This is a genomic window from Pseudomonas sp. TH07 (assembly GCF_016651285.1).
Classification (GTDB): Bacteria; Pseudomonadota; Gammaproteobacteria; order Pseudomonadales; family Pseudomonadaceae; genus Aquipseudomonas.
Genome location: NZ_JAEKED010000001.1, coordinates 6,200,398 through 6,212,507, shown reverse-complemented (window position 1 = coordinate 6,212,507; position 12,110 = coordinate 6,200,398). Strand labels below are relative to the sequence as shown.

Below are 12,110 nucleotides of genomic sequence, written 5' to 3'. Positions count from 1 at the left end.
GCGTGCAGCCTCGGGGCTGTGTGCCTGGTTCGTTGGCTGGTCAGGTTTTTGTGGGGGTTATTCGGTCTTTGTGGAGGGCGATGAAATCGACGTGCTGCAGGGGGGAGAAATCCTTCAGGACGTCCTGTAGGTGCAGGTGCTCCAGGCCGTGGGTGGTCATTTGTTCCGATGCGTGGATCAGGAACTGGCCCAGTTCTCTCAGGGTTTGTGGGGTGGCGAGTAGGGAGATTTCGTCCAGCTGGAGGCTGGTGGTGGTTCCGATTGGGGTGCCATGGACGGTGAATTCGGTGAGCATTGTTATCCTTCATTGGTCCGCGGGGGGTGGCAGTTATACCTGAGGAAACACCACCTGTGGCGAGGGAGCTTGCTCCCGCTGGACCGTGTAGCGGCCCCAAGACCTGACGCCTCGGGTTTATGGGTGTGCATATCCATTGCTGCGGGTGTGGCGGGTATGGGTTCCGCCCTTACGGCGGGTCACTTTGGAACAGCCCCAAAGTAACCAAAGGGCTCTTGCCCCACCACTCGGTGCCTCGCCTAGGCTCGGCATGCCCTCGCTCCGGCAGTGAGCCGTGGGCCGCCGCGATGGGCCATCCCTGGCCCAGCGCGGCTAACCCGGCGTCCTGCCGGGTTGCCCACGGCTCACTGCCTGCGCTCGGCCATCGTGGTTAACGGGGCGCTGCAGATCAACATCAAGAGCAAGATGGCGGCCTTCCGGCCGGCCTGGTGCCGGGCTCTGTAGCCGCTGCCGAGTCTGGGAGGCAGCACTGGCGCCGTGGAGTGTCAGGTGTATTTATATCGATGCTGATGGTCAGCGTCCGCTGCCGAGCCTGCGGCAGCGGCTACAGAATGGGCATCCTGTAGCCGCCATCGGGGGAGGGTTCAATGTGCCGGTTTGAGCTGGGCAGTGGCGTTGGCGCGGGTGATGACGGTGAGGATCGACAGGGCGGCGATGACCAGGCCGGGGGAGGTGGCCAGGAGGACGCCGGTGGTGCCGGCGCCGGCGGCGAGGATCTGGCCGGCGGCCAGGGGGCCGGCGACTGATCCCAGGCGGCCGATGGCCACGGCCGCGCCGACGCCGGTGGCGCGCACGGAGGTGGGGTAGGAGGGCGGGGCCAGGGCGTAGAGCACCAGTTGCGCGGCCATCACAAACAGCCCGGCGGCAAACCCGGCAATCGCCATCGGCACAATGCCCACCGACAGCCCCACTCCGGCCAGCGCCGCCAGCAACCCGGCGTATACAAACAGCACCACCTTGAGCCCGTTGCAGCGGTCCAGCAGCAGGCCGCCAAGCAGCGAGCCGAGGGCGCCGCCGACGTTGAACAGCATCTGCACCAGGCCGGCCTGGGGTTTGCTGAAGCCTTGTTCGAGCAGCAGCGACGGCAACCAGTTGAGCAGCATGTACATCACGGTCAGGGTGAAGAAATAACTCAGCCACAAGGCCAGGGTGGTGCGCGCGCGACCTTCGCCGAACAGCGCCTGGGCCGTGGAGGCTCGGCTGTTGCCGGCGCTGGCGGTCTGTTGGCGGAAGGCATTGGATTCCGGCAGCAACCAGGCCATCAGCGGCACCACCAGCAGCGGCACCAGGCCGCCGATGATGAAGGTGGTCTGCCAATGTTCACTGGAGAACATCGCCACCACCGCTGCCAGCGCACCGCCCAGGGGCACGCCGCAGTACATGACGCTGATGGCCGTGCCCCGGCGGCGTTCGCTCACCGCTTCGGCGCACAGGGCGATCAGGTTGGGCAGCGCCGCGCCCAGGCCGAGGCCGGTCATGAAGCGCACCAGCAGCAGGCTTGAATAGCTCTCGACGTACGCCGTGCACAGCGAGAACAGGCCGAACAGCAGCACGGCGCCGACCAGGATTTTCTTGCGTCCGATACGGTCGGCGACCCAGCCGCCGAAGAATGCCCCGGGCAGCAGGCCGATGATCCCGGCACTGAACACCCAGCCCATCATCTTCGGGTCCAGGGCAAAGCTCTGGCGCAATCCGGCGGCGGCGGTGCCGGCCGCTTGCAGATCGAACCCCTCGATCAGCGCAACGATAAAGCACAAAGCGATGGTCAGCGTCGAACGACGCGATGGACTGTCCATGGGCAAACCTCATTGTTGTTTTTGTTGTGGTGGCAAGCCAGGCGTCGGCACTGAATGCATCGGCGTTGCTGGCTGGCGATTAAGATAACAAAGATAACTAAAAAATGAATAGCGTCATGATGTCAGGCGAAAAATACAAATAAATTCATATAAATCAAATGATTAACCTATCAATCCAGATGCAACTAAAAAATAGATAATATTATTAATGTTCGATTATCGGTCATTGACGATTGACGAGAACCCCTGGCTGTTTCCATTCTCTGTCCGCGACGTTGGCTGCAAGGCCCTCGCTCAACACCTAAAACAACAACAAAAAATGGACATTGAACATGCCAAAACTCCCCACCGACGCCGTTGCGGCTGCGTCAGCTTCCCGTGTGTCCAGTCTCCATCCGGGCCTGGCCCTGGCCTTGCTGGGTGCGAGCCTGTTGCCCGGCCACCTCTGGGCCGCGGGTTTTGTCGAAGACAGCCACGGCACCTTGACCCTGCGCAATTACTACCTGGATCGCGACTACAAGGACGACGGCGCGAAGACCGCCGCGCGGGAATGGGCCCAGGGTTTCATCATGAACATGGAGTCGGGATTCACCGAAGGGACCGTCGGCTTTGGTCTGGATGTGCGCGGGCTGCTGGGGGTCAAGCTCGATTCCTCGCCGGACCGCAGCGGCACCGAACTGCTGCCGGTGTCGGCCAGCGACAAGCGCGCCGCGGATGACTACTCGCGGCTGGCGCCCACCGCCAAACTGCGGTTTGCCCAGACCACGGTGAAGACCGGCGATGTCTCGATCTTCCTGCCGTTCGCCTTTGCCAGCCCGTCGCGCCTGCTGCCGCAGACCTTTCGCGGCACCACCCTGAGCTCCAAGGACATCGACGGCCTGACCCTCAACACCGGCTACATCGACCGCATCAACAAGCGCGACTCCACCGACTACCAGGCCATGACCATTGCCTCGCCCAACCGGCGTTTCAATGCCACTGCCAGCACCTCGCACCTGGCGTACCTGGGGGGCGATTACCAGGTCAACCCGGACTTGAGCCTGCGTGCCTATCACGCTGAAGTGGCCGACCTCTACCAGCAGGACACCCTGGCCCTGCTGCACAATCTGCCCCTGGGCAATGGCGTGCTGACCAGCGACCTGCGCAGTTTTTTCAGCCGTGAAGACGGCAGTGCCAAGGCCGGCAAGGTCGACAACCGCAACCTCTCGGCGTTGTTCGGCTACAAGTTCGGTGGGCACCGCGTGAGCCTGGGCTACATGCATTCCACCGGCGACACGGCCACGCCCTACATCTCCGGCACCGAGTTGATGGGCATGAGCGAGCTGACCATGAGTTCGGACTTTCTCAACGCCAAGGAGCGTACCTGGCAAGCCATCTACGACTACGACTTTGCGGCGTCCGGCTTGCCCGGGCTCAGGAGTCGGCTGCGTTACGTGCGCGGCGACAACATCGAGCTCGCGGCCTTCAATGCCGAGGAGCGCAAGGAGCGCGAGTTCCAGATGGAGCTGGGGTACGTGGTACAGAGCGGCCCGCTGAAAAACGTCGGGCTGATGGCGCGCAAGTCGATCTACCGCAATGATTTCCCGGCGGGCGCGGCGTTCCGCGATGAAAACCAGACCCGCTTCCTGGTGCTCTACACCTTGCCGATCTGGTAAGCCCTCAAGCGAGCTGCAGCAATGTGCCGGCCGTGTGCCGGCACCTTGCGTTCAGTCCTGATACACCTTCTTCAGCAGGCGCAGCAGCTCTTCGCGTTCCTCGCCGCTCAGGGCCGAGGTGGAGTCGAGGTCGCTTTGTGCGGCGATCTGCTTGAGCTCCTTGAGCAGGGTTTCGCCGGTCTTGCTCAGGAAGATCCCGTAGGAGCGCTTGTCCGGTTTGCAGCGCACCCGCACCGCCAGCGCGCGGCTTTCCAGCTTATTGAGCAACGGCACCACTTGCGGCGGTTCGATGGCCAGGGCTCGCGCCAGGTCGGCCTGCATCAGCCCCGGGTTCTGGTCGATGATCGCCAGGGCCGAGAATTGCGCCGGGCGCAGATCATGGGCCGAAAGCCGGCCGATCAGGTTCTGGAACAACTTGAGCTGGGCGCGGCGCATGGCGTAGCCAATCAGTTCGTCCAGTGCCGAATCCAGCGGCGCCTGAACCTCGGCGTTGGCGGGTGGGGCCTCGCGCAGGTCGGCGAGGGGAGAGGGCTTGGCCATGGCAAAAACATCCTGGGCGGTTAACAAGGCTATCTAGTTTGCCGGGGTTGGCGGCTGATAGCTACGGTTGCCTGGATGAGCAGTCTCTGCAGAAGGTTTTTATCCAGGGGAGAGAAAATTGGTTAATTCAATTAATAGTTAATTGACATAACTATATTTGCGGTTTAATTTCGAATCATCTTCAAGCCCAGAACAAGAGAGCATCGCCATGAGCAATTACGAAGGTCGCTGGACAACGGTCAAGGTCGAAATCGAAGAAGGCATCGCCTGGGTCATTCTCAATCGCCCGGAAAAACGCAACGCCATGAGCCCGACCCTGAACCGGGAAATGATCGACGTGCTGGAAACCCTGGAGCAGGATCCGGCCGCCGGCGTGCTGGTACTGACCGGTGCCGGCGAAGCCTGGACCGCGGGCATGGACCTCAAGGAATACTTTCGCGAAGTGGATGCCGGCCCGGAAATCCTCCAGGAAAAAATCCGCCGTGAAGCCTCCCAATGGCAGTGGAAACTGCTGCGCATGTACGCCAAGCCGACCATCGCCATGGTCAACGGCTGGTGCTTCGGTGGCGGCTTCAGCCCGCTGGTGGCCTGCGATCTGGCGATCTGCGCCGACGAAGCGACCTTCGGCCTCTCGGAAATCAACTGGGGCATCCCGCCGGGCAACCTGGTGAGCAAGGCCATGGCCGACACCGTGGGCCATCGCCAGTCGCTGTACTACATCATGACCGGCAAGACCTTTGGCGGGCAGAAAGCCGCCGAGATGGGCCTGGTCAACGAAAGCGTGCCCCTGGCCCAATTGCGCGAAGTCACGATCGAACTGGCGCGCAACCTGCTGGAGAAAAACCCGGTGGTGCTGCGCGCAGCCAAGCATGGCTTCAAGCGTTGCCGCGAGCTGACCTGGGAGCAGAACGAAGATTACCTGTACGCCAAGCTCGACCAGTCGCGGCTGCTGGACACCGAAGGTGGGCGCGAGCAGGGCATGAAGCAGTTCCTCGACGACAAGAGCATCAAGCCCGGCCTGCAGGCGTACAAACGCTGAGCCCGGCAGGCGAATAGCGGGCGCATCCCGCTGTTCGCTGCGCCGCCCTGGCGCTACTGTTACACCGCTGCGCTGCATTCCCGACAAAGACAAAAAGAGGAATCACCATGCTGGACGTGCCCCTGCTGATTGGTGGCCAGTCGCGCCCCGCCGGCGACGGTCGAACCTTCGAACGCCGCAACCCGGTGACCGGCGCTGTGGTTTCGCGCGTGGCCGCCGCGACCCTGGAAGATGCCGATGCCGCCGTGGCGGCGGCCCAGGCTGCATTCCCCACCTGGGCGGCCCTGGCCCCCAATGAGCGACGCAGCCGCCTGCTCAAGGCCGCCGAGCAATTGCAGGCGCGCAGTGGCGAATTCATTGCCGCCGCCGGCGAGACCGGGGCCATGGCCAACTGGTACGGCTTCAACGTGCGCCTGGCGGCCAACATGCTGCGTGAAGCGGCGTCGATGACCACCCAGATCAATGGCGAAGTCATCCCCTCGGATGTCCCCGGCAGTTTCGCCATGGCCCTGCGCCAACCCTGCGGCGTGGTGCTGGGCATCGCGCCATGGAACGCCCCGGTGATTCTCGCCACCCGGGCCATCGCCATGCCTCTGGCCTGCGGCAACACCGTGGTGCTCAAGGCTTCCGAACTGAGCCCGGCGGTGCACCGCCTGATCGGCCAGGTGCTGCAGGATGCCGGCCTGGGCGATGGCGTGGTCAACGTCATCAGCAATGCCCCGGCGGATGCCGCAGCCATTGTCGAGCGCCTGATCGCCAACCCGGCGGTGCGGCGGGTCAACTTCACTGGCTCGACCCATGTCGGGCGGATTGTCGGCGAGCTATCGGCGCGCCACCTCAAGCCGGCTCTGCTGGAACTGGGAGGCAAGGCGCCGCTGCTGGTGCTGGATGACGCCGACCTGGACGCGGCCGTTGAGGCCGCCGCCTTTGGCGCCTACTTCAATCAGGGGCAGATCTGCATGTCCACCGAGCGCCTGATCGTCGATGCCAAGGTCGCCGATGCCTTTGTCGCCAAGCTGGCGGCCAAGGTCGAGACCCTGCGTGCCGGCGACCCGGCGGCCGAAGATTCGGTGCTCGGCTCCCTGGTGGATGCCAGTGCCGGCACACGGATCAAGGCCCTGATCGACGATGCCCTGGGCAAGGGCGCGCGGCTGGTGGTCGGCGGGCAACTGGACGGCAGCATCCTGCAGCCGACCCTGCTCGACGGCGTCACCGAGCAGATGCGCCTGTACCGCGAGGAGTCCTTCGGCCCAGTGGCAGTGTTGCTGCGCGGCAGCGGTGATGAAGAGTTGTTGCGCCTGGCCAACGATTCCGAGTTCGGCCTGTCGGCGGCGATTTTCAGCCGCGACCCCGGGCGCGCCCTGGCCCTGGCGCAGCGGGTCGAGTCGGGCATCTGCCATATCAACGGCCCCACCGTGCACGACGAAGCGCAAATGCCGTTTGGCGGCGTCAAGTCCAGCGGCTACGGCAGCTTTGGCGGCAAGGCCTCGATCGAGCACTTCACCCAATTGCGCTGGGTCACCTTGCAGAACGGCCCACGGCACTACCCGATCTGATCCGTCGCCACGGGCCGCGGCGCGATTGCGCCCGCCGCCCGTGTGCAGGCCAGGCATAACAATAACAAGGCCGCAGCCACCGGCTGCCATGCTTGCCAGCTGTCGCCCTGCGTGCGCGGCGCAGGCGTGCCTTGATGGAGGACATGTACGTGAGTTCCGAATTCAGAGCGCCATCCCCACCCGCGGCCAACCCGCCGCGTTACCGCCAGGTGTCCATTGGCCGGCCGGCGGTTGCGGTCAGTGAAGAGCAGGGCGTGCTGCATATGCGCTCCCTGGAACCCCTGGCCCCGTTGCCGGATCGGTTGCTCGATCGCCTGGTGCACTGGGCCCGGGTACGCCCCGAGCAGACCTTTATTGCCGCGCGCGAGGCGGGCGGCGACTGGCGCCGGGTCAGCTATGCGCAGATGCTCGACAGTGTGCGGGCCATCGCCCAGGGCCTGCTGAGTTACGGGCTGTCGGCCGACAAGCCGCTGGCGCTGCTCTCGGGCAATGACATCGAACACCTGCAACTGGCCCTGGGCGCGATGTACGCCGGGATTCCCTATTGCCCGGTGTCGCCGGCCTATTCGCTGCTGTCCCAGGACTTTGCCAAGCTGCGTCACGTCTGCGACCTGTTGCAGCCGGGGCTGGTGTTTGTCAGCGATGCCGGCGCTTACCAGCGCGCCATCGACGCCGTGCTGCCGCCCGAGACGCCGCTGATCAGCGTGCATGGCCAGGTGCCGGGGCGGCGTCAGGCAAGCTTCGCCAGCCTGCTTGCAGAGCCCGGTGGCGCCGAGGCCGATGCGGCCTTTGCCGCTACCGGCCCGGACAGCATCGCCAAGTTTCTCTTCACCTCGGGCTCGACCAAATTGCCCAAGGCGGTGATCACCACGCAACGCATGCTCTGCGCCAACCAGCAGATGCTGTTGCAGACCTTCCCGGTGTTCGGTGAAGAGCCGCCGGTGCTGGTGGACTGGCTGCCGTGGAACCACACCTTCGGTGGCAGCCATAACGTCGGCATCGTGCTCTACAATGGCGGCAGTTTTTACCTGGACGACGGCAAGCCCACGGCCCAGGGCTTCGCCGAAACCTTGCGCAACCTCAAGGAAGTCTCGCCCACCGCCTACCTGACCGTGCCCAAGGGCTGGGAAGAACTGGTCAACGCCCTGGAACAGGATGGGGAGTTGCGTGAGTGTTTTTTCAAGCGCATGAGCCTGTTCTTCTTCGCCGCCGCCGGGCTCTCGCAAAGTGTCTGGGACCGCCTCGACCGGGTCGCCGAGCAGCACTGCGGCGAACGCATCCGGATGATGGCCGGGCTGGGCATGACCGAGGCTTCGCCGTCCTGCACCTTTACCACCGGGCCCTTGTCCATGGCCGGCTACATCGGCCTGCCGGCGCCGGGGTGCGAAGTGCGCCTGGTGCCGGTGGACGGCAAGCTCGAAGGGCGTTTTCGCGGGCCGCACATCATGCCCGGCTACTGGCGCGCAGCGCAGCAGACCGCCGAGGTGTTCGACGCCCAGGGCTTCTACTGCTCGGGGGATGCGCTCAAGCTCGCCGACGCCCATGACCCGCAACTGGGGCTGATGTTCGACGGGCGCATCGCCGAGGATTTCAAGTTGTCGTCCGGGGTGTTTGTCAGCGTTGGCCCGCTGCGCAACCGCGCGGTGCTCGAAGGCTCGCCCTATGTCCAGGATCTGGTGGTGGCAGCGCCGGACCGCGAATGCCTGGGGGCTTTGGTGTTCCCACGCCTGTATGAATGCCGCCGGCTGGCCGGGCTGGCCGCCGATGCCAGCGACGCCCAGGTGCTGGCCAGCGCGCCGGTGCGCCAGTGGTTCAGCGACTGGTTGCAGCGCCTGAACCGTGAGGCCAGCGGCAATGCCAGCCGCCTGGAGTGGATCGCCCTGCAGGTGGAGCCGGCGTCCATCGACCGTGGGGAAATCACCGACAAGGGTTCGATCAATCAGCGCGCGGTGTTGCAGTGGCGCGCCGAGCAGGTCGAGGCCCTGTATCGCGGCCTGGAGCCGTCGATTCTGCGCGCCGGGCCCAAGCCATGAGTGGCAACGGGCAGTACGCCGGGTTTGCCGATGTGGCGATCTACGACGCGCTGCGCACGCCGTGGGTCGACCTCGGTGGCGACCTGGCAGAGATCTCGCCGATCGACCTGGGGATCAAGGTCGGGCGCGAGGTTCTGGCTCGCGCCGGCATCGATCCGCGGGCGGTGGACAGCGTGCTGGCCGGGTCCATGGCCCAGGCCAGTTTCGACGCCTACCTGCTGCCCCGGCATATCGGCCTTTACAGCGGCGTCGGGCAGGCGGTGCCGGCCCTCGGCGTGCAGCGCATCTGTGCCACCGGTTTCGAGCTGCTGCGCCAGACGGCCGAGCAGCTGCGGGACGAGGTGCAACTGGCGTTGTGCGTGGCCAGTGAATCGATGTCGCGCAACCCGATTGCCGCCTACACCCATCGCGGCGGTTTCCGCCTGGGGGCGGCGGTGCAGTTCAAGGACTTTTTATGGGAAGCGCTGTACGACCCGGCGCCGGGACTGGACATGATTGCCACCGCCGACAACCTGGCGCGGCGCTATGGCCTGACCCGTGAAACCGTGGATGCCTACGCCTGCACCAGCCACCAGCGGGCCCTGGCGGCCCAGCAGGCGGGCTGGTTCGAGCCGGAAATCGTCGCCGTGCGCAACCAGACCTTCGAGCTCGACGGCTATCAGCCGCGCAGCATTCGGCTGCCGCGGGGTGTCGACTTGGTCAGTCAGGACAGCCATCCGCGCCCTAGCGAACAGGCGGCCCTGGCCCGGCTGCGGGCCATCCACGAGGGTGGGGTGCAGACCGCCGGCAACAGTTGCGCAGTGGTCGATGGCGCGGCAGCGGCCCTGGTCGGGCGGGCGTCGGCGTGCAGCACTACGCCCCTGGCGCTGTTGCTGGCCAGTGCGGTGGTCGGGGTGGCGCCGGAGTTCATGGGCATCGGCCCGGCCCCGGCGATTCACCTGCTACTACAGCGCAGTGGCCTGAGCCTCGAGCAGATCGGCCGCATTGAAATCAACGAGGCCCAGGCGGCCCAGGTGCTGGCCGTGGCCCGGGAGCTGGAGCTGGACGGCGAGCGCCTCAATGTCCAGGGCGGCTCCCTGGCCCTGGGCCATCCCCTGGCCGCCAGCGGCCTGCGCCTGGTGCTGACCCTGGCCCGGCAACTGCGCGAGCACAACCTGCGCTACGGGATCGCCGCCGCCTGCGTCGGGGGCGGCCAGGGCATGGCGCTGCTGATCGAAAACCCGGCCTGGCGCGCCTGAGGCCGACCGGCCCGCCGACCCTGGCGGGCCACTCTTTTTCTACCCGATGAGGTGTCCCCATGTGGAGCTACCAGGCGCCCCTGCGCGATATGCAATTTGTCCTTGAACACTGGCTGGAGGCGCCCGAGGCGTGGCGCCACAGCCCGGCGTTCGAAGCGCTGGACCTGCCCCTGGCAGTGCAGGTGCTGGAACAGGCCGCGCGTTTCAGTCAGGGCGTGCTGGCCCCGCTGAACGCCAGCGGCGATCGCCAGGGCTGCCAGTGGGCGGACGGGCAGGTCAGCACCCCGGACGGTTTTGCCGAGGCCTATCGGGCCTATGTCGAGGGGGGCTGGCCGGCCCTGGCCTGCGCCGAAGCCCTGGGTGGCCAGGGTCTGCCGCAGCTGCTGGACGCCGCGCTGCAAGAGATGCTCTACGCCAGCAACCATGCCTGGGCCATGTACACCGGCATCGCTCACGGCGCCTACCTGTGTCTCAAGACCCACGGCGAGCCCTGGCTGCAGGAGCGTTACCTGCCGGGGATCATCAGCGGCGAGAGCCTGCCCACCATGTGTCTGACCGAGCCCCAGGCCGGAAGTGATGTCGGCCTGTTGCGCTGTCGTGCCGAACCCCAGGCCGACGGCAGTTATCGCCTGAACGGCAGCAAGTTGTTTATCTCCGGCGGCGAGCACGACCTCACCGACAACATCCTGCACCTGGTGCTGGCCCGACTGCCGGGCGCACCCGAGGGCAGCCGGGGCATATCGCTGTTCCTGGTGCCCAAATACCTGGAACAGGGCGAGCGCAGCAGCGAGGGCAGAGGCGAGGGCAACGGCGTGTGCAACGGCGTGCGCTGCGACGGTATCGAACACAAGATGGGGATCAAGGGCAGCGTCACCTGTTCCCTGGTGTTCGAGGCGGCTCAAGGGTGGCTGGTGGGGGAGGCCAATCGCGGCCTGGCGGCGATGTTCGTGATGATGAATTCGGCGCGGCTGCACGTGGGCCTGCAAGGCCTGGGGCATGTCGAAGCGGCCTGGCAGAACGCTCGCGACTACGCCGGCGAACGCCAGCAGATGCGGGCGCCGCTGCGGCCCGCCGGCTTTGCCGCCCAGGCCGCCGACCCGATCCGCTATCACCCGGCCATGCGCCGCGTCCTGCTGGAATTGCGCGCCACCAGCGAAGGCCTGCGCGCCATCGGCTACTGGGCCGCGCACCTGCTGGACCAGGCCGAGCAGCACCCCGATCCCCTGGCCCGGCAGCAGGCCGAACAGCTGGCGCAACTGCTGACGCCGATCATCAAGGCCTACTTCACCGAGCAGGGCTTTCGCCAGGCCAGCAACGCCTTGCAGGTCTTCGGCGGCTACGGCTATGTCACCGAGTTCGCCATCGAGCAGACCCTGCGCGACAGCCGCATCGCCATGATCTACGAAGGCAGCAACGAGATTCAGGCCAACGACCTGCTGCTGCGCAAGGTGCTGGGGGATCGGGGGCAGGGCTTTGCGCTGTTGGTCCAGCAGCTGCGTGACGAAGCCGGGCGCGGTGCCAAAGTGCCCGAGTGCGCGGGGTTTGCCCGGCAGTTGGCGGAGCTGTCCGAGGCGCTGCAGGTACTGGTGGGCGAGGTGCAGCAATGGGCCCTGGAAGATGCCGAGTACCCGTACCGCGCGGCCGGGGATTTTCTTCAGCTGTGCGGCTTGAGTTTGTTGGCATTGGCCTGGGCTCGGGCAGCGCGGGTCTCGCGGGGTTTGCCTGAAAGCGATCCGTTGCGCGTGGCTAAGCTGGAGACGGCTGGGTTCTTTTTCAGCTACCTCTTGCCCCAGGCGGAGCAGCGGATAACGGCTGTGCGTGGGGCGCGGGCGGCGTTGGCGTTTATCTGAGGCTATTGGATCCATTGGGCGCCACTTTTACTGTGGTGAGGGAGCTTGCTCCCGCTGGGTCGCGTAGCGGCCCTAAAACCTGCCGCCTCGGATTCTTGGGGGGACATA

The 12,110-nt window shown here is 65.6% G+C and carries 9 protein-coding genes; 6 read left to right on the top strand and 3 right to left on the bottom strand.

Annotated features, from left to right (window positions below):
• Nucleotides 1-40 precede the first annotated feature (40 nt).
• Complete coding sequence (locus JFU57_RS28335; protein WP_201131578.1) at nucleotides 41-295, bottom strand: Imm32 family immunity protein; 255 nt, start codon at nucleotides 293-295, stop codon at nucleotides 41-43.
• Nucleotides 296-879: 584 nt separating this feature from the next.
• A complete protein-coding gene (gene mhpT, locus JFU57_RS28330; protein WP_201131577.1) occupies nucleotides 880-2,091 on the bottom strand; it encodes a 3-(3-hydroxy-phenyl)propionate transporter MhpT in 1,212 nt (403 codons plus the stop codon).
• Between the two features lie 332 nt (nucleotides 2,092-2,423).
• Between mhpT and JFU57_RS28325 the strand changes: the two genes are divergently transcribed.
• Nucleotides 2,424-3,746: an OprD family porin gene (locus JFU57_RS28325; protein ID WP_201131576.1), complete on the top strand. Its 1,323-nt coding sequence runs from the start codon at nucleotides 2,424-2,426 to the stop codon at nucleotides 3,744-3,746.
• A gap of 51 nt (nucleotides 3,747-3,797) precedes the next feature.
• Here JFU57_RS28325 and JFU57_RS28320 read toward each other — a convergent pair whose 3' ends face one another.
• Entirely contained in the window at nucleotides 3,798-4,286 is a 489-nt protein-coding gene (locus JFU57_RS28320) for a MarR family winged helix-turn-helix transcriptional regulator (RefSeq protein ID WP_078468597.1), read from the bottom strand.
• Nucleotides 4,287-4,494: 208 nt separating this feature from the next.
• Between JFU57_RS28320 and JFU57_RS28315 the strand changes: the two genes are divergently transcribed.
• The 5 genes from JFU57_RS28315 (at nucleotide 4,495) to JFU57_RS28295 (ending at nucleotide 12,002) form a co-directional block, all read left to right on the top strand.
• Entirely contained in the window at nucleotides 4,495-5,325 is an 831-nt protein-coding gene (locus tag JFU57_RS28315) for a p-hydroxycinnamoyl CoA hydratase/lyase (RefSeq protein WP_010567568.1), read from the top strand.
• A 107-nt stretch (nucleotides 5,326-5,432) separates the two neighbouring features.
• Nucleotides 5,433-6,881 (top strand): aldehyde dehydrogenase, encoded by a 1,449-nt coding sequence (locus JFU57_RS28310; protein ID WP_201131575.1) that lies wholly within the window; start codon nucleotides 5,433-5,435, stop codon nucleotides 6,879-6,881.
• 149 nt (nucleotides 6,882-7,030) lie between these two features.
• Complete coding sequence (locus JFU57_RS28305; protein ID WP_201131574.1) at nucleotides 7,031-8,914, top strand: AMP-binding protein; 1,884 nt, start codon at nucleotides 7,031-7,033, stop codon at nucleotides 8,912-8,914.
• On the top strand, nucleotides 8,911-10,152 hold the full coding sequence (locus JFU57_RS28300) for a thiolase family protein (RefSeq protein ID WP_201131573.1): 1,242 nt from the start codon (nucleotides 8,911-8,913) through the stop codon (nucleotides 10,150-10,152). Before JFU57_RS28305 ends, JFU57_RS28300 begins: the two co-directional genes overlap by 4 nt.
• A gap of 59 nt (nucleotides 10,153-10,211) precedes the next feature.
• A complete protein-coding gene (locus JFU57_RS28295; RefSeq protein ID WP_201131572.1) occupies nucleotides 10,212-12,002 on the top strand; it encodes an acyl-CoA dehydrogenase in 1,791 nt (596 codons plus the stop codon).
• The last annotated feature ends 108 nt before the right edge of the window (nucleotides 12,003-12,110 follow it).